This is a genomic window from Myxococcus sp. NMCA1, assembly GCF_026810205.1.
Lineage (GTDB): Bacteria > Myxococcota > Myxococcia > Myxococcales > Myxococcaceae > Myxococcus > Myxococcus xanthus_A.
This window is the reverse complement of record NZ_CP113950.1, coordinates 4636794-4654610: the sequence shown is the minus strand read 5'-3', so window position 1 is coordinate 4654610 and position 17817 is coordinate 4636794. Positions and strand designations below refer to the sequence as shown.

Genomic DNA, 17817 nt, shown 5'->3' with positions numbered 1-17817 from the left:
CGGCCCGGGACTGGCTTTGAATCAGCGGTCCGCGACTGGCGGCAGGCCCAGCGAACTCTTCAGCTCCCGCAGCTTGGCCTGGATGAGCTGCATGTTCTGGGGCCCCATGCGCAACAGATGCTTCTGCGCGGGGCTCAGGTCCTCGAACTCCGGAGCCGCATAGGCATACAGCGCGCCTTCGGGAACGACTTCCACCGGGCCTTCCTGCACGGGCACCTTGAGCAGATGCTGGATGGCCGCGCTCAAGGCGCTGCTGAATGTCTGTCCCGGCGGCGCAATCTCCGCGTGCGCCTGGTCAATCAGCGGCTTCAGCTCACGGTACACGCTGGCCGCGGACTGCGTGTCGATGGAGCCAATCACGCGGGCCACGGTGTCGTAGCGCGCGTAGCTGGCCGGATCGATGACCGTGGTGCCGTCCACCTGGCTCACCTGGAAAGCCCCCGTGGGCGCCAGGAACCCGAGCACCGTGCGCGGGCTCGAACCGTCCGCGATGTTGTTCACCGCGGCCGCGAAGCGCCGTACCAGGTCTTTTTCGCCCATCCACCGCGCGAGCTCGGGATCAGGCGAAAGCTGGCTCGCCAGGCTGCGGACCTCGGCGTCCCGTTCCGGCAGCGACGTTTCGGGCAGCGTCGGAGGGGCCACGGCCATCTCGCCAGCGGGCTCCGTCGGAATCGCGAGAACCTCCGCGGGTAGTGACGCCTGACGCCGCAGACCGAAATACGACGCCACCAACGCCAGGCCCGCCAGCCCCAGGACGACGGCCAGCGTCTTGCCCTTGGAGCTTGAAGCGGATTCGGGAACCTCGGCCGGCGTCGGATTCGTCGGGTCGTTCATTCATTCCTCCGTAGGTGGACCCTTCAACCTACAAACGCCTCCCCAGGTCATTCCACCAGACCGCTACACTTCACACGCGGAGGTGTTCACCGTCCGGTACTCGCGAACGCACGGCTGCCGCCAGGACGGTGAACCGGGCACAGTCACCCTGCCCGCTCAGCCGTCCTGCTCCATGGCCCGGACGCGAGCAAGCGTCTGCAGGTCGCGCTCAGTCGGCCCCAGCTCCAGGATGATGCGGCTCACGTCGTAAAGCACGTCGCCACGCTCGAAGACTGGCAGCCGGGGAACATCCTGGTTCAGCTCGTCGGCGCCGCGGTTGTACGCCACATCCATCAGCGTCCGGAGCTGGAAGGCGTCGTACAGGTTGTACTCGACGAGGAACCGGAGGGCCTCCACGTCGCCGCGGCGCTGGTACGCGCGCCACAGCAGTACCGCGTCGTAGCCATTCACGCCCTTCATGTGCGGCGGACGCTCGGCGCCGATCTTCCCTTCGATTTCCTTCAGGCCGCCGCCCATGCCCAGGCGCCGCGTCACGAACCGCAAGTCGATGTGCGCATCCGGCACCGGAAATCGCGCTGGGCCAAAGTAGTCACGCAGCACGGGCACGTCGAAGCACGAGCCGTTGAACGTCACCCACAGCCGCCGGGCCGCCATGGCCTCCGGCAGCGCGTCCATGTTCCGGCCCTGGATGAAGACGTGAAGGCCCTTCGAATCGAACAGGCTCACCACCGTGGGCGCCTGGGCCTCCCGGCCGTCCGTCTCGATATCGAAATAGACGGCGTCGTCCTGGAACTCCGGGTACAGCCGCCAGTGCTCCCGGCTCGGAAGCAGCTCCGCGAGCTTGCGCAAGTCCCGGCGGGCCAGCGCGTCCTTCGCCTCGGCGATGCGCGCCCGGGCCACGTCGTCGGACTTCCGGTTGAGCGCCACGCCCTGGCCGGCTTCCGGAAAGTCATCCCAGGTGCGGATGCCGCGGGACCACAGGTCCTTCTCCCGCCAGGGACCGACGCTGGGGATGTGCTGGAACGTCCGCTGCAGCATCAATCGAGCGCGCCCAACCTTCCCGCCACCAGGTCGTCCAGGAGCGGGATGTCCGCCTCGCAGAACGGCAGTGACTGCATCTGCGCCGGCGTGTGGAACGCCAGCGCGTGGGCGCCCAGGGGTCGGGGCTCGCCCGAGACAATCCGGGCCAGGAACAACACCAGCTCCACCGTCAGGTCCGGATAGGAGTGCTGGCCCTCCCAGAGCCGCCGGCCCACGGCGAGCTCCACGTCCAATTCCTCGCGGCACTCACGGGCCAGCGCGGCCTCGTCCGTCTCCCCGGCCTCCACCTTGCCGCCGGGGAACTCCCACAGCAAGGCGCGGCTTCCACCGGGGAGCCGCTGCTGCACCAGGAACTGGCGTCCATCCTCCGGCCGCGGAATCAGCGCCGCCACCACGCGGACCATCCTGCGAGCCGGAGCCGTCACCCGTCAATCCCGTTCATGTCCAGGGAGTACAGGTAGCCATTGTTCGACAGCACGAACAGCTGCCTGCCCGCCGCGAAAGGCGGCGCGGTGATGCCACTCCCGGGGTTCCACGACACGCGCGAACGCCCCGTCTTGGGCTCCAGGAACAGCAGCGAACTGGACGTGGGCACAAGCAGCATTCCCTGGGCAAACACCGGAGCGAAGGCCGCCCGTTCCCCCAGGGGATGCGACCAGAGGAGCCGTCCCGTCTCCGCCAGGTATGCATCCACGCGGCCGTCACCCGCGGCGAAGAGCACCTGGCCGCTGACCAGCAGCGACGTCATGCCCGCCACGGAGGTGTTCCACACCAGGTCGCCCGACTCGGACTCGAGCGCGAAGATGCCGCTCTTGTATGACGCCACGTAGAGCTGCCCGTTGGCGTCCATCACCGGGCTGCTGTCCACGTCCAGGAACTCGGAGCCGGCGCCGGACAGCGAGCGCTCCCAGGTGACGCCGCCGTCGTCGACGCTGAGCGCCACCACGAAGCCGTCAGAGAAGCCGATGTAGGCCACGCCTTCGCGCACCAGGGGCCGCGAAGCGCCGCGGACGGTGAAGCCGGTGGGCGGATCCCGGCGGTACTGCCAGGCCCACTGCCCATCCGAGATCTTCACCGCGAAGAGCGTGTCGCTCTCCGAGGCCACGAGCACCAGGCCATTCGCGACCACGGGCACCGTGGCCAGGGCCTCGCCCGCGACGTACTTCCACTTCTCCTCGCCCGAGGCCGCGTCCAGCGCGTACAGCACGCCGTCCCCGCCCGGAACATAGGCCACGCCGTCCACCACCCGGGCCCCGGCGTTGAAGCGGCTGCCCGTCTTGTACTTCCACTTCACCTGGCCGTCGGGACCCACGCCGCGGGCGAACCCGTCCCGCGTGAGCGCGACGGTCGTCCGGCTGACGGCATCATAGGCCGGCGTCGCCGTCTCACGCGGCCCGTACTCCAGCGTCTGCGGGGGCGCGAGCGGCGCCCACCAGTTGACGGAGAAGTACTCCAGCGGCGTGTTCGACGGCGACCGGGGCAACTCCGGATTGCCGTAGTACCGCACGCCACTGCAGCCGCCCAGAAGCCCTGCCGCCACAGCGCCACCCAGCCAACGCTTCCAGCTCACGAGCCGCATCGTCATGGCGTGTGTTTCTACCCCGCGTCCGGAACGGGTGCAGCCGCCGGAGCCTCCGGGGCAGGAACCTTCACACCTTCGGACGCCAGCACCGCCAGGCGCTCACCGGCCTGACGCGCCGCCGCCGTGTTCGGCTGCGCCGTGGTCAGCTTCGACAGCACCTGGGCCGCCTCTTCCTTCTTGCCCAGGAGGATGAGCATCCGGGCCTTGTGGTAGTCGCCCATGCCCACCAGGAACGGGCCACCCGCGGCGCCCATCTGCTCGAAGGCCTTGATGGCGTCCTCGTACTTGCCGTCCGCCTCGAGCGCGTAGCCCTGACCCTCGAAGGCCTCCGCGCGGAGCGGATCGTTCTGGGCCGCGCCCTTGAGGTACTCGCCGAAGGCCGTCTGCGCCGCGGCGTAGTTGCCCAGCCGGAACTGCGCCTTGCCCTCGGCCAGGGCGGCCGTCACCGCGGACGGGGTGCCGCCGTGCTGCTGGCGGAACTCGCCCAGCGACTTCACCACGGCCTCGTCGCGCTCCTTCACCGACTTGAAGGGGGGCTCCGTGTCACCGGGCTGCGCGGGTTCCACGCCCTCCACGGGCCGGTCGAGCACGGTCAGCGCCTGTCCCAGCGCCTGGGAGGCCTTCTCTTCGCCGCGCTTGGACACTTCGCTGGCGATGGCCACGCCCACGCCGCCCAGGATGAGCACGCCCGCGGCGAGCCCGATGATCTTCTGGCGCTGCGCAAGCCAGTCGCTCGCCTCGGTGCCCACCTTCTGGAAGGAGTCCGGCTGGCTGAGCTCTTTCTGGCGAATCTTCTCGGTCTTGGTGGTTCCGGCCACGTCTGGAAACCTCTTTTAAAGAGCGGCGCACTGTATGGAGCGCGCGCCGCGAGTGTCAACGCACTGACGCCTCAGCGCTTCCCCTGGCGTTGCGGCCGCTTGCGGGCCTCTCGCTTGGCCTGCCCGGGCCGGCCCTTGAAGATGAGCCGGATGGGCACGCGCAGGTCGAACGTCTTGCGCAGCTGGTTGGTGATGTACCGCTTGTACATGTCCGGAACGCCGTCCGGATGGTTCACGGTGATGGTGAAGGTCGGCGGCGCCGCGGCCACTTGGGCGATGTAGTACATGCGCAGCGGCTTGCCCCGGACGATGGGCGCCGGGTGGTTGTCCACCATGTGCTCCAGCAGCCGGTTGAGCTGCGGCGTGGGCGCCCGGAAGCGGAACTGGTCGGCGAGCTCCGTCGCCACGTCCACGACCTTCTCCACCTTGGAGCCCGTCAGCGCGGAGGTGAAGAGGATGGGCGCGTAGCCCACGAACTTGAGCGAGTGCTTGAGGGACTCGCGGAAGGTCTCCTGGCGGCGCTGGTCCGCGCCCACCAGGTCCCACTTGTTCACCACGATGACCAGGGCGCGGCCCCGCTCCTCCGCCAGGCCCGCCAGCTTGGCGTCCTGGTCCACCGCCGGCTCCGTGGCGTCCATCAGCAGCACCGCCACGTCGCTGCGCTCCATGACCTTGAGCGCGGCCACGACGGAGAACTGCTCCACGCGCTGGGCAATGGACTTCTTGCGCCGGATGCCCGCCGTGTCGGTGAGCAGCAGCTTGCGGTCCTTGTACGTGAGCTCGGAGTCCACCGGGTCCCGCGTGGTCCCCGCCACCTCACTGGCCACCACCCGCTTCTCTTTCAGGATGGCGTTGACCAGGGTGCTCTTGCCCACGTTGGGCCGGCCGATGATGGCCAGACGGATGATGCCGTCGTCCGGCGGCGCCTCCGCGTCCTCGTCCTCTTCCTTGGGCGGCAGCCTGGCGACGACCGAGTCGAACAGCTCCTGCATGCCCAGGCCGTGCTCGGCGGACAGGGCCTGCACGTCGCCCAGGCCCAGGCGGTAGAACTCACCGGCCAGCGCCTGCATCTGCCCAGTCGTGTTGTCCAGCTTGTTGGCGGCCAGCACCACCGGCTTGCCGCTCTTGCGCAGGTAGTTGGCCACGGCCTCGTCCGCGGCGGTGAGGCCCGCCCGGGCGTCGGTGACGAAGACGATGACGTCACACTCGTCCACGGCCAGCTGCGCCTGCTCCCGCACCTGCTGGAGGAGCTGGTCCTCGTCACCGGGCACGAAGCCGCCGGTGTCGATGAAGGTGAACTTGCGGCCTTCCCACTCCGCGTCCGCGTAGTGGCGATCCCGCGTCACGCCGGGCTCGTCCTGCACCAGCGCGACGCGCCGGCCCACCAGCCGATTGAACAGCGTGCTCTTGCCCACGTTGGGGCGTCCGACAATTGCGACCAGGGGCTTCATTTCAGTCGTATCCCAGCTTCTTGAGGCCTTCGGGGCGCTCGCTCCAACGCGGTTCCACGCGGACGCGCAGGTCCAGATACACATGCGCGCCCAGCAACCGCTGCACGGACTTGCGCGCATCGGTGCCAATGGTCTTCAGCATCTGCCCCTGCTTGCCGATGATGATGGCCTTCTGGCTGTCGCGCTCCACGAAGATGGACGCGGCGATGCGGATGAGCCCGCCCAGTTGGTTCGGCGGCGTGCCCGGCCGGGGCTCGCGCTCGGATTCGTCGAAGATGTCCACCACCACGGCCGTGGAGTACGGAATCTCCTGGCGGCAGTGGCGCAGCACCTGCTCGCGGATGTACTCGGCCGCCAGCGCGCGCTCCTGCTGGTCGGTGAGCATGTCCTCGTCGAAGACGTTCTCTCCCTCCGGCAGGTGTCCCAGGACGGTGTGGAACAGCCGATCCACGCCGTCCTTCTCCCGGGCGGAGATGGGGACCACCTCGGCGAAGGGGAACTCCTGGCGGTACAGGTCGATGAGCGGCAGCAGCTGCCCCTTGGCAACGCTGTCGATCTTGTTGATGACCAGGAAGGTCGGCTTGCCGATCTTCTGCAGCCGCTCGAGGATGGCGCGGTTGCCTGGGCTCACCTCGGGCTTCTCGCTCGCCGGCGGCTCGATGAGGAAGAGGACCAGGTCCACCTCCTCCGCCGCCTGGAGGGCCACCTCGACCATGTAGCGGTTCAGCTCGCCCTTGGCCTGGTGGATGCCCGGCGTGTCGATGAACGCCACCTGCCCTTCCGGACGGGTGACGACGCCGAGGATGCGGTTGCGCGTCGTCTGCGGCTTGGGGGAGACGATGGCGATTTTTTCGCCCGTCAATGCATTGAGCAGCGTGCTCTTGCCCACGTTGGGGCGCCCGATGAGGGCGGCGAAGCCGCTGCGGTGTGTCTTGGGGGAGGCCATTGCTTCGGAGGTGATCTGGGACGCCGCTTACCGCGGAGGCCCGAAAAGGGAACGTCTGGACAGCGCCCTATCACAGCTCACCGCCCGCCCGGCCATGCCAGAACGGGCGGCGAGTAGACGGGCTACGGCTGGGTCGTCGAAATGGTCAGCTTGTTGATGACCACGGGCTGGCGGGGGCGGTCATCGCCGTCGCGCGGCACGCCGGCGATCTTCTCCACGACGTCGTAGCCGCTGAGCACCTCACCGAAGATGGTGTGCTTGTTGTTGAGGTAGGTCGGCTTGGACGTGGTGATGAAGAACTGGCTGCCGTTGGTGTTGGGGCGGCCGACGTTCGCCGTGGCCAGCAGACCGACTTTGTCGAAGGTCCGGCCGCTCTGGTACTCGTCCTCCACGTTGAAGCCCGGGCCGCCGCGGCCGGTGCCCGTGGGGTCACCACCCTGAATCATGAAGCCCGGAATCACGCGGTGGAAGATGATGCCGTCGTAGTAGGCGCGCTGGGTCTTCTCACCCGTCTTCGGGTCCTGGAAGGGCAGCTCGCCCGTCGCCAGGCCCACGAAGCTGCTCACCGTCTTGGGCGCGTCCTTCGCGAACAGCTTCACCACGATCTGCCCCTGCGTGGTGTCGAAGGTGGCGTAAAGGTCATTGCCCGCGCGGGCCTCGTCCAACACTCCCATGCTACCCTCCCGTGTGGGGGCCCGCCCTTCGGACGGACCCGGTCATGTGTCACGGCCTTGGTGAAACCGTCTTCGCGCCCGCGTCCTTCTGGGGCGCCGCTTCCTTGCCCGCCGCGGGGGCCGTCACGCCCGCGGGAGCCTTGTCGCCCAGCACCACGCGGGTAAGTACCACCGCGGTGCGCGGGCGGTCCCGGTTGTCCCGAGGCAAGTTGCTGATCTTCTCCACCACGTCGTAGCCGCCCAGCACCTCACCGAAGATGGTGTGCTTGCCGCCCAGGTGCCCGGGCGTGGACGTGGTGATGAAGAACTGGCTGCCGTTGGTGTTGGGCCCCGCGTTGGCCATGGCCAGCAGGCCCACTTTGTCGAAGGTGCGGCCGCTCTGGAACTCGTCCGCGAAGCGGTAGCCCGGATCCCCGAAGCCGCTGCCCGTGGGGTCCCCGCCCTGAATCATGAAGCCCGGAATCACCCGGTGGAACACCGTGCCGTCATACAGCGGCTTCTTCGACATCTTCTCCGTCTTGGGGTCCCGCCATTCCTTCTCACCGGCGGCCAGGCCCACGAAGTTGGCCACCGTCTTGGGCGCGTCCTTGGCGAAGAGCCGGACGACGATGGTGCCCTCGCTCGTCTGGAGCGTGGCGTACAGGTCCTTGCCGGCCGCGGCCTTCCGGGTCCACTTGCCGGAATCAGCGGCGAGGGCGGAGCCCGCCAGCAGGCAGGTCACCAGCGCGAGCGTCTTTCGGAGGGAGGCGGGGGGCATGTCGGCGCGGCACCTTACGCGCCGCCCCCTGCCCCATCCAAGGGGTTTCACGCCGGGGTGTCGTGTCGTGGCGTTCCGGGCGGGGGGGAGGTGGGACACGCGGCGTCTTCCCGCAGCTTCTCCAGCGTCGCTTGCGCGGCGGACTGCTCCGCCTCCTTCTTGCTTCGGCCGGTGGCCCGGGCGAAGGCCGTTTCCCCCAGCATCAGCTCCACCTCGAACACCTTGGAGTGTTCCGGACCGGACTCCGAGACGACGCGGTAGCGGGGCTGGAGCTTGAGCCGCTCGTGGGCCATCTCCTGGAGCAGCGTCTTGTAGTCGAGCCGGCCCTGGCCGCTGGACACCTCGTCCAGCAGGTCCGCGAAATACCGGTCCACCAGCGCCACCGCGGCGTCCAGGCCGCTGGTGAGGAACACCGCGCCAAAGACGGCCTCCAGGGCGTCCGCCAGGACGGAGTTCTTCTCCCGGCCGCCGGACATGAGCTCGCCCCGCCCCAGCAGCAGCAGGTCGCCCAGCGGAATGGTCCGGGCCACGCGGGCCAGGCCGTCCTCGTTGACGACGCGGGCGCGCATCTTGGTCAGGTCGCCTTCGGGCAGGCCCGGGCAGCGCGACATCAACCGGTGGCTGACGGCAAGGTTGACCACCGAGTCGCCCAGGAACTCCAGGCGCTGGTTGTCCTTCAGCTCCTTGTCCCGCGTCTCGTTGACGTACGTCTTGTGCGTCAGGGCCTCCAGCGCCGTCTCCATCCGGGAGAAGCTCAACCCCAACCGCGACTCCAGCAACTGCACCCGCTCGGACGGGCTCATCTTGTCCGCACCACTCAAACGCATCACTCCTGAGGTGCGTCCGGGCCCACCAGCCTCACGGCCGCGGGAGGGACCTTCAGCAGGTCCGCCACCATCCGCACGATGCCTGGAAACTCATCCAGTTCGAACCGCCCCGCCCACTCCTTGCCCTGGGGACCCGCCAGCAGCCCCCGGAAGGTTCGGCCCGCCACCCTCGCGGCGGCGAAGCGGTACGGACGGCCTTCCACCTGCAACTGCGCCAGCAGCTCCAGGCTGCTGCGGGGAGGCACCAACGCCTCGGCGCCGAACTTCTCAACGATGTCGGAGAAGCGCACCAGCCCCGCGCCCACCGGCGCCGCCTGCGGACGGGTCGCCGGCTCTCCAAAGAGCGCGACCAGGTAGCCCGTCAGCGCCGCGCGCTCCCGGAACTCCGACAGCTCCAGCGTGTGGCCGCTGCCGGTGGAGAGGTCTTCCTTCCCCCGGGCCACGCGGGCCACGCGGAAGTTGCCCAGCCGGTCCGACACCAGCGTGACGGCCAGCTCACCGTCCACCACCTCCGTGGACAGCTCCAGCGTCTCCGGATCCACGCGCGGCGTCAGCCCCAGCACCTGGAGCTCCGCCGAGCGGCGCTGGATGTGGAAGATGTGCTCGTTGAACGCGTCCGCGAGCAGCGCCTCGATGTCGGCGACGTCGCTGAGCGCGCCCACCAGGATGGGAGCCAGCCCCACCACGGCGGGCGGCGTGATGGGGATGAGACGGTCCCCCATCACCTGGAAGGTCACCTCCGGGATGAACGCCCGGGTGACGGGATTGACCAGCGGGGACGCATCCAGGTCCAGCACCGCCTCGGTGCCGGCCGCGTCCTCCCGCAACTGCAGCCCGAGGCCTTCCAGCCGCGCGGTGTCCATCAAGCCCCTTTGAAGGTTTCCCGGGCGATGATTGTACGCTGGATCTCGCTGGTTCCCTCGCCGATCTCACACAGCTTGGCGTCGCGCAGGTAGCGCTCGACGGGGAATTCGCGGGTGTAACCGTACCCACCGTGGATCTGCACGGCCTTGTTGCAAGCCCGCATGGCGGCCTCGGAGGCGAACAGCTTCCCCATGGAGGCCTCCCGCGAATACGGCTTGCCCTCGTCGGCCAGCTTCGCCGCGCGGTGGACCAGGAGCCGGGCGGCGTCCAGCTCCGTCTTCATGTCCGCCATCATCCAGCGCAGGCCCTGGAACTCGCTGATGGGCTGGCCGAACGCGGTGCGCTCGCGCGAGTAGCCAATGGACTCCTCCAGGGCGCCCCGGCCCAGGCCCACCGCCAGCGCGCCGATGGTGATGCGGCCGCGGTCCAGGATCTTCATCGTGTCGATGAAGCCATGGTCCAGCTCGCCCACGCGCGCCGAGTCCGGCACCTCCACGTTTTCCAGGATGAGCTCGGCCGTGTCCGACGAGCGCATGCCCAGCTTCCCGTGGATGGGGCGCTGGCTGAAGCCCGGCAGGCCCTTGTCCAGCAGGAACGCGGTGATGCCCTTCTGCCGCTTCTGCGGCGAGGTCACGGCCAGCACCACGAACACGTCACCCACCGTGCCCTGGGTGATGAACATCTTGGCGCCGTTGAGCACCCAGCCGTCGCCCTTGCGCACGGCCGTGGTCTTCATGCTCGACGCGTCCGAGCCAGACCCGGGCTCCGTCAGGCCCCACGCGCCCAGGTACTCACCCGTGGCCAGCTTGGGCAGGTACTTCTGGCGCTGCGCGTCCGAGCCGAACACGCGCAGGTGGCTGGTGCCCAGGCCGTTGTGGCTGGCCACCGTCAGCGCGAGCGAGCCGTCGTAGCGAGCGATCTCCTCCACTGCCACCGCCACGGCGAGCGAGTCCATGGCCGCTCCGCCGAACTCCTCGGCGACGAGCATGCCCATCACCCCGAGCTGCCCCAACTCCCGGACGACATCCATGGGGAACTTCTCGTCCTTGTCCCACTCGCGGGCATACGGCTTCACCCGCCGTTCGCAGAAGTCACGGATGGAGGACTGGAGGGCGCGATGGCTTTCAGGAAGGTCAAAATCCATGGTGTCAGCAGGATCTATAGCAGACGGCCCAGGCGCAGCCCGGGCCTTGGAGGTGGGGTAACGCTACCTACTCAAACCGGATAGACACCGTGCTTCTTTTCCGCCCGGGGCTGATGCCGCTGGGAGTAGACGCCGTAGCGCTGGGTGAGCTCTTGACGCAGCCGGTCACCCGGGACGATGTCGTCGATGACCAGCTCGCTGGCCAGCTTGTAGATGTCCACGTCCTGCTTGTACTCGTCGCGCAGCTTCTGGACGTAGGCCGGCCGCTCGGCCTCCGGCAGCTCCTGAATCTTGTTGTAGTAGACGGCGTTCACCGCCGCCTCCGGGCCCATGACGGCGATCATCGCGCCGGGCAGCGCGATGGTGGCGTCCGGGGCGAAGCCAGGGCCGCTCATGGCGTAGAGGCCGGCGCCGTAGGCCTTGCGGACCACCACGCAGATGCGAGGCACGCTGGCCTCGGACACGGCGGAGATCATCTTCGCGCCAGCGCGGATGATGCCCGCCCGCTCCACCTTGGTGCCGATCATGAAGCCCGGCACGTCCGCCAGGTAGAGCAGCGGGATGTTGAATGCATCACACAGCCAGATGAAGCGGGCCGCCTTGTCAGCGCTGTCCACGAACAGCACGCCGCCCTTGTACTTGGGCTGGTTGGCGACGATGCCCACCGGGCGGCCGTCGATGCGGGCCAGGCCCGTGACGAGCTCCTGGGCGAAGAGCTTCTTCACCTCGAACCAGCTGCCCTCGTCGATGAGCTCGTTGATGAGCTCATGCATGTTGAAGGGCTTGTTCTGATCGACGGGGACGATCTCCTCCACCTTCTTGCCGCCGGCCTTGGGGGCTTTGGGCTCGGCGCGCGGCGGCGTCTGGGAGAAGTTCTCCGGGAAGTAGCCGATGTACTTCTTCGCCGCCTCGATGGCCTCCTGCTCCGTCTTCACCAGCACGTCGCCGACGCCGGAGACGGAGCAGTGCATCTTCGCGCCACCCATCTCCTCCAGGGTGACCTTCTCGCCGATGACCATTTCCGCCATGCGCGGGCTGCCCAGGTACATGGAGGCATTGCCTTCCACCATGATGACCAGGTCGCAGAACGCGGGGATGTACGCGCCACCGGCGGCGGACGGACCGAAGAGCAGGCACACCTGCGGCACGAAGCCGGACATGTGCACCTCGTTGTAGAAGATACGGCCGGCGCCACGGCGCCCGGGGAACATCTCCACCTGGTCGGTGATGCGGGCACCAGCGGAGTCCACCAGGTAGAACAGCGGGCAGCGCAGGTCGCGGGCCGTCTCCTGGATGCGGAGGATCTTCTCCACCGTGCGGGCGCCCCAGCTGCCGGCCTTCACCGTGGAGTCGTTGGCCATGATGGCCACGGTGCGCCCGGCCACCTTGCCCACGCCGATGACGACACCATCCGAGGGCAGGTCCGGGTCCAGGTTGTTGGCGAGCTTCGCGTCCTCCACGAAGGAGCCTTCATCCACCAGCAGGCGGATGCGCTCACGGGCGAAGAGCTTGCCCGCCTCCGTGTTCTTCGCGTGGTACTTCTGCGCGCCACCCTTCTCCACCTGGGCGATCTTCTCCAGCAGTCTCGAGTCTTGGGACATGGCCCGTGGCACATAGCAGAAAGGGCTACGGCTGGCTGCCTTCTCGCTGGGGGACCGGCGCGGCGTGACAGGCAGACGACGCACCGCGCAGAACAGTTCCCCAGGGGATGCCGCTCCAGGCTCCCCTGCCTACCTTGGTGCGTAACGGGGGCGTGCTCGCGAGTGATGCGCACCCGGCAACCATTCGGCCCAGGAGGGACGCATGTTCGCAGCGAAGAGAGGCAAGTGGATGGCCAAGGGGATTGCCCGGAGCGACCTGTACCGGAAGTGGCTGGCCCACAAGCTCGTCAATGACCTGCCCCGCGTGGCGCGGAACCGTTGGGATGACTTCGAGCCGGATGACGTGCTGCGGCATGTCGGATTGACCACCTACAAGCCGGCGCGCGCGGGCCTGGGCAGCCTGGGCATCTTCCTCCTCGGCGTGGCCGCGGGTGGCGTGGCGGCCCTGCTGCTGGCCCCGAAGACGGGCACCGAGCTGCGGACCACCGTGAAGGACAAGGCCACGGCCTACATGAACAAGCAGAACGTCAACATGGGCCAGGAGCGCACCGCGAACGCCTGACCGGCGCGCGCGGCCTTCGGGCCATGACGTGATGCACTTCGGGGACGGGGCACCGGTGCGAACCGGGCCTTCCGTCCCCGAAGTCGTTCGTGCGGGCTAGCGGCCCTTGTAGACGGGAGGGCGCTTCTCCGCGAAGGCGCGCAGGCCCTCCAGGCGGTCCTCCGTCTTGAGGATCTCCTCGTACTTGCGCAGCTCCAGCGCCAACGCGTCGTCCAGCTCCAGGCCCGTGCCCTCGTCGATGGCGTGCTTGGCCGTGGCCACGGCGATGGGCGCGTTCTCCACCACCGACTCCGCCAGCCCGTACGCCACGGCCAGCAGGTGGCCCTCCGGCGCCAGCCGGTTCACCAGCCCCACGCTGAAGGCCTCCGCGGCGTTGATGCGGCGGGCGGTGAGGATGAGGTCCTTCGCGCGGCCCGGGCCCACCAGGCGCGCCAGGCGCTGCGTGCCTCCGCCGCCGGGGATGATGCCCAGCTTCACCTCGGTGAGGCCCAGCTCCCCCGCCGGGGCGGCCACGCGCAAGTCACACGCGAGCGCCAGCTCCGTGCCACCGCCGAAGGCCGCGCCGTTGATGGCGGCAATGAAGACGCAGTCGCTCTTCTCGAGCGCGCGGAAGGTGCGGCGCAGCCCGTCCAGGAAGGCGCGGACCTCGTCCTCGGCCATGGTGGCGCGCTCCTTCAGGTCGGCGCCGGCGCAGAAGGCCTTGTCGCCCGCGCCGGTGATGACGACGGCGCGCACGTCACGGCTGGAAGACACGCGGGTCACCAACTCGCCCAGCTCCTTCAACATGGCGCGGCTGATGGCATTGCGGCGGCTCTCGCCGTCGATGGTCCAGATTTCGATGGGACCTCGTGCGTCGACCTTGAATTCCGGCATGTTCGCTCCCCTTTCCCGGCCTGGCAGGCGGGCTGCTCTGGGCCGCGGCAGAGTGCGGCCATAAGCCGGGTCTGGCAAGGCGGAAACGGTTAGCATGGGGGACATGGCCACGCCTCTGCGCTCCATCTCGCACCGACTCTCCCGGTGGGCCCCCTGGCTGCCCGCCATCGCCTACGTGGCGCTCCTGCTCCCGCTCGAAGCCTTGGGCCGCGGAGGTGGCGGCGAGCACTACTCCCGCCCCTCGTCCGGCAATGGCGGTGGCCGCGGCGGCGGCGACGGGGACGGCGTCGCGCTCTGGGTCGTCTACCAGCTCTTCAGCCTCGTCTTCCGCTACCCCAAGGTCATGCTGCCGCTGCTCTGCATTGGCGGCATCGTGTACTGGCTGTACCGCCGCAACCTGCATCCGGACGCCACCACCAGGCGCGCCCTGGAGCAGCGCGAGGCGTATCAGCGCACCCAGGTGTCCCAGCGTGACGTGCAAGGCTGGGTGAACGCCCTCAAGCTGAAGGATCCCGCCTTCGATCTGGAGCCGATGCTCGACAAGACGAAGTGGCTGTTCATGGAGCTGCAGCAGGCGTGGTTCCTCCGGGACATGACGCCGGTGCGGCCCTTCCTGTCGGACGCAACCTTCCAGCGCTTCGGCGTGCAACTGGAGCTCATGCGCGCGCAGGGCGTGCGGGACGCCATCACCGACTTCGAGGTGCTGGACCTCCAGCTCATCGGATTGGACCAGAGCCAGTGGTTCGACAGCATCCACGTCCGTGTCCACGCGCGGATGCGAGACACCGACGTGCCGGTGTCCTTCAGCGACGCGCAGGCCACAGAGGCCGCGCGCAAGGTCCCCAGCGAGGCCTTCACGGAGGTCTGGACCTTCGTGCGCAAGCCGGGGGCGCAGACGCGCATCGGCGCGGACCTGTTCCAGGGCAAGTGCCCCAACTGCGGCGCGCCGTTCAACGGTGGCGCGGCCAACAGCTGCGAGTTCTGCGGTGCAGTGGTGAACTCGGGTAACTACGACTGGACGCTGTCCGAAATCACACAGGGCATCGAGCACGCGCCGTACCACAAGACGGTGGACGGGCTGATGCAGGCACGCGAGTCGGACCCGGCGCTCAACCTGGAGGTGCTGGAGGACCGCGCGTCGCTGCTGTTCTGGAAGTGGATTGACGCGCAGAGCCGCGGCGACACGAAGCCGCTGGCCAAGGTGGCCCGGACGGACACCGTGCAACGGCTGGAGACGGAGCTGGAGGGCCTGCGCCGCCAGGGGTTCCGCCGCGTGTTCCTGGAGTGCGCCGTGGGCTCCGCGGACGTGCGTTCGTTCCAAGTGGACCCGCAGGGCCAGGACGTGGCGCACGTGGAGATTCGCTGGAGCGCGCGCATGGGCGTGGGGCCCGCCAACGAGCGGCCCCGTTCCCTGCCCACCGTGCCCCAGCGCTACATCTTCACGCTGACGCGCAAGCACGGCGCGAAGACGAACACCGCCAACGGCATGTCCACGAACCGGTGCCCGCAGTGCAACGCGCCGCTGACGAACAGCGCCGCCACGGACTGCGAATACTGCGGCACGCCGCTGGCCACTGGTGAGCGGGATTGGGTGCTCGCGGCGGCGCGCACGTTCGAGGCGTGGAACGCGGACGAGGACGCGCGGTTCCGGGCCCTCCCTCCGCGCCGGGAAGCGCCGCAACAGCGCATGGGTGACCATGGCCACACACCGCGGCCCGAGGACGCGGTGATGGACGTCCAGGAGCGGCAGCGCCTGCTGTACATGATGGCCGCCATCGCCGCCGCCGATGGCGAGGTGACGTCCGCGGAGCGCAAACTGCTGAAGCTGTGCTCGGAGCGCTGGGGCGTGGCGTGGGACAACGTGGAGCTGGCGCTGACCATGGGGCCACAGCTCTTCGACCGCCTCGTGGCGAAGGGCAGCCCCGAAGCGGAGGTGTTCCTGCGCAACATCGTGGAGATGGCGCTGGTGGACGGCCGCATCGACCGCAAGGAGCGGCGGATGCTGGTGAGCGCAGCCGCCCACCTCGGACTTCAGGACCGGCTGGAGTCCATGCTCGGCGGACGCTGAGGCGAAGGGGTGGGCTCCGGGGCGCGGCGGCACCGCGCGCCCCGGCCAGCAACCTCACACGCGGAGGACGCCCGCTTACGCGTCCCGGCTGAACGCAATCACCCGGCCCGCATCGTTCGCTGGCGGCGACTCATCCGTCCTGGTGCCTTGATAGGTGTCGATGACGCCGTGGACACGGCCCGTCACCACGCGAAGCGTCTGGGCGGCGGTGGTCGTCTGTTCAACACGGCCCAGCGTCTGACTCATCATCGCGGACAGCTCGTCCACCGCGCCGGAGATCCGCGCCACGCCCGCGGCCTGTCGCGCCACCGCCACTGAAATCTGCTGCACGCCCTCGGTGCTGGTGCGCAGCACGGTGGACAGGCCCCGCAAGCGCTCTCCCGACGCGCGCACCACCTCGATGTCCCGCGCCATCCGCTCCGCCCCCATCAGGGAGAGCTCCACGACGTGCTGGATCGACTGGTGCGCGGTGTCCAGTATGCCGCTCACCTGCCCGGCCGCCCGGACGGACTGCTGCGCGAGCCGCCGCATCTCCGTGGCCACCACCGCGAAGCCCTTGCCGTGCACCCCCGCGCGCGCCGCCTCGATGGCCGCGTTCACCGCCACCATGTGGGACTGGTCCGCCAGGTCCTTCACCGCCAGGGTGACGCTCGATAGCTGCCGCGCCTGGCCGTCCAATCCACGCAGGAGCCCGGCCATCTCCATCACCTGTGCGCGGATGGCCTCCAGGCCCTCCATGCTCTGGCCCAACATGGCCTCGGCGTCGGCCCCCACGTCCCCCGCCTGAAGCGTGGAGGCGAGGATGGCATCCGCCTGATGAGAGGCCGTGGAAGACGCCCGCTGCATCTCGTTCGCCACCGCCTGCGTATCCGTGAGCGCCGCGGACTGGCGCGACAGCATCGCGCGCTGATCATCCGTGCTCGACACGAGCGAATGGGTCGCCTCCGTCAGCGCCCGCGCCGAGTCCACCAGCGGCTCCACCACGCGCGTGCGAACCTCTCCTTGAGACAACTCCAACCAGGCCTGTCGCGCCGCCAGTGCCCGGGCATCCTTCACCGCGCCTCGCCCGCCAATCAGGAGGAACACGTTCTCGAACACCACCCAGCCGATGTGCTCCCACGCGCGCCAGGCACTGGCGGACTCCACGCCAAAGATGGACAGGGGCCAGTACAGGCCGCGAAGCAGGTGGTCCGCCGCCACCAGCGCCGAGTAGAGGAACAGCACCCGCGCGTCCCGGTACATGGCCAGCAGCGCCAGGGACCCGAAGATGTGGAAGTGCGTCTCGATGCGCCCGTCCGTCAGATGGATGAGCAGCCCGGACACCAACGCCTGCGCCGTGGTGATGACGAACCGCGTGGCCTCCCGCCCCGGCAACGTCCACGCCATGGCCACCGGCAGGCTCGCCAGGAGGGCTCCCAGGCCGGCCGCCGCCCAGACGTGCGGATGGACCTGACTGGACGTCCCGGTCCACGTCCGGGGGGACAGAGTCAGGGCCACCACCAGCCCAGCGACCCACTGGAGTCCCATCAGCACGGCGAACATCCGGTCCGTGCGGCGGCTCAGCGCCACCTGGTGGGCGTCGAACAGCGATTGCGAACGTCTCGCGAGGACGTCGGCATCAAGCGAGACGTTCATCCGGCACTTCCCGTTGAGGCAGCAGGTGGGGTCAAAACGACCTCACCCTACCCGCTCACCACCTCGAAACGTAAGTCCGAACAGAATTTTTCAACGACACCTGGATTTTAGGACTGTCGGGTACTTCATGACCTCGGCAC

17 protein-coding genes are annotated in these 17817 nt (G+C 68.8%); 2 read left to right on the top strand and 15 right to left on the bottom strand.

All coding sequences use genetic code 11. From position 1 onward, the window contains the following. Window positions 1–21 precede the first annotated feature (21 nt). From OZ403_RS19575 to OZ403_RS19515, 13 genes are all read right to left on the bottom strand, one after another. A complete protein-coding gene (locus tag OZ403_RS19575) occupies window positions 22–834 on the bottom strand; it encodes a DUF3014 domain-containing protein (protein ID WP_268784827.1) in 813 nt (270 codons plus the stop codon). Between the two features lie 156 nt (window positions 835–990). Continuing rightward, window positions 991–1872: a ribonuclease H-like domain-containing protein gene (locus tag OZ403_RS19570; protein ID WP_268784826.1), complete on the bottom strand. Its 882-nt coding sequence runs from the start codon at window positions 1870–1872 to the stop codon at window positions 991–993. Next, on the bottom strand, window positions 1872–2279 hold the full coding sequence (locus tag OZ403_RS19565) for a (deoxy)nucleoside triphosphate pyrophosphohydrolase (protein ID WP_268784887.1): 408 nt from the start codon (window positions 2277–2279) through the stop codon (window positions 1872–1874). The genes OZ403_RS19570 and OZ403_RS19565 overlap by 1 nt, the downstream gene beginning before the upstream one ends. Before the next feature lie 17 nt (window positions 2280–2296). Then, window positions 2297–3460 (bottom strand): outer membrane protein assembly factor BamB family protein, encoded by a 1164-nt coding sequence (locus tag OZ403_RS19560; RefSeq protein ID WP_268784825.1) that lies wholly within the window; start codon window positions 3458–3460, stop codon window positions 2297–2299. A gap of 11 nt (window positions 3461–3471) precedes the next feature. Beyond that, a complete protein-coding gene (locus tag OZ403_RS19555) occupies window positions 3472–4275 on the bottom strand; it encodes a tetratricopeptide repeat protein (protein WP_140798515.1) in 804 nt (267 codons plus the stop codon). 71 nt (window positions 4276–4346) lie between these two features. Next, window positions 4347–5726: a ribosome biogenesis GTPase Der gene (der, locus tag OZ403_RS19550; protein ID WP_140791924.1), complete on the bottom strand. Its 1380-nt coding sequence runs from the start codon at window positions 5724–5726 to the stop codon at window positions 4347–4349. A 1-nt stretch (window position 5727) separates the two neighbouring features. After that, on the bottom strand, window positions 5728–6672 hold the full coding sequence (gene era / locus OZ403_RS19545) for a GTPase Era (RefSeq protein WP_140798514.1): 945 nt from the start codon (window positions 6670–6672) through the stop codon (window positions 5728–5730). Between the two features lie 122 nt (window positions 6673–6794). Then, window positions 6795–7346 carry a peptidylprolyl isomerase gene (locus OZ403_RS19540; RefSeq protein ID WP_268784824.1) on the bottom strand — a complete coding sequence of 184 codons (552 nt, stop codon included), beginning with the start codon at window positions 7344–7346 and terminating at the stop codon, window positions 6795–6797. A gap of 49 nt (window positions 7347–7395) precedes the next feature. Then, a complete protein-coding gene (locus tag OZ403_RS19535) occupies window positions 7396–8103 on the bottom strand; it encodes a peptidylprolyl isomerase (protein ID WP_140791919.1) in 708 nt (235 codons plus the stop codon). Window positions 8104–8150: 47 nt separating this feature from the next. Continuing rightward, on the bottom strand, window positions 8151–8933 hold the full coding sequence (gene rnc / locus OZ403_RS19530) for a ribonuclease III (RefSeq protein ID WP_140791917.1): 783 nt from the start codon (window positions 8931–8933) through the stop codon (window positions 8151–8153). Further along, window positions 8930–9793 carry a hypothetical protein gene (locus OZ403_RS19525; protein ID WP_174258832.1) on the bottom strand — a complete coding sequence of 288 codons (864 nt, stop codon included), beginning with the start codon at window positions 9791–9793 and terminating at the stop codon, window positions 8930–8932. Before OZ403_RS19525 ends, rnc begins: the two co-directional genes overlap by 4 nt. Then, window positions 9793–10938 carry an acyl-CoA dehydrogenase family protein gene (locus OZ403_RS19520; RefSeq protein WP_140791912.1) on the bottom strand — a complete coding sequence of 382 codons (1146 nt, stop codon included), beginning with the start codon at window positions 10936–10938 and terminating at the stop codon, window positions 9793–9795. Before OZ403_RS19520 ends, OZ403_RS19525 begins: the two co-directional genes overlap by 1 nt. A gap of 71 nt (window positions 10939–11009) precedes the next feature. Beyond that, on the bottom strand, window positions 11010–12539 hold the full coding sequence (locus tag OZ403_RS19515) for an acyl-CoA carboxylase subunit beta (RefSeq protein WP_140791910.1): 1530 nt from the start codon (window positions 12537–12539) through the stop codon (window positions 11010–11012). 202 nt (window positions 12540–12741) lie between these two features. Between OZ403_RS19515 and OZ403_RS19510 the strand changes: the two genes are divergently transcribed. Then, the gene (locus OZ403_RS19510; RefSeq protein ID WP_268784823.1) at window positions 12742–13101 is read left to right on the top strand and encodes a YtxH domain-containing protein; all 360 of its coding nucleotides are present in this window, start codon (window positions 12742–12744) and stop codon (window positions 13099–13101) included. A gap of 96 nt (window positions 13102–13197) precedes the next feature. Here OZ403_RS19510 and OZ403_RS19505 read toward each other — a convergent pair whose 3' ends face one another. After that, on the bottom strand, window positions 13198–13974 hold the full coding sequence (locus OZ403_RS19505; protein ID WP_140791905.1) for an enoyl-CoA hydratase-related protein: 777 nt from the start codon (window positions 13972–13974) through the stop codon (window positions 13198–13200). Between the two features lie 103 nt (window positions 13975–14077). Here OZ403_RS19505 and OZ403_RS19500 point away from each other — a divergent pair, with 103 nt between their 5' ends. Then, the gene (locus OZ403_RS19500) at window positions 14078–16042 is read left to right on the top strand and encodes a TIM44-like domain-containing protein (RefSeq protein WP_268784822.1); all 1965 of its coding nucleotides are present in this window, start codon (window positions 14078–14080) and stop codon (window positions 16040–16042) included. A gap of 75 nt (window positions 16043–16117) precedes the next feature. Here OZ403_RS19500 and OZ403_RS19495 read toward each other — a convergent pair whose 3' ends face one another. Next, window positions 16118–17677, bottom strand: a complete 1560-nt coding sequence (locus tag OZ403_RS19495) for a methyl-accepting chemotaxis protein (protein WP_268784821.1) — start codon at window positions 17675–17677, stop codon at window positions 16118–16120. Window positions 17678–17817: the final 140 nt, after the last annotated feature.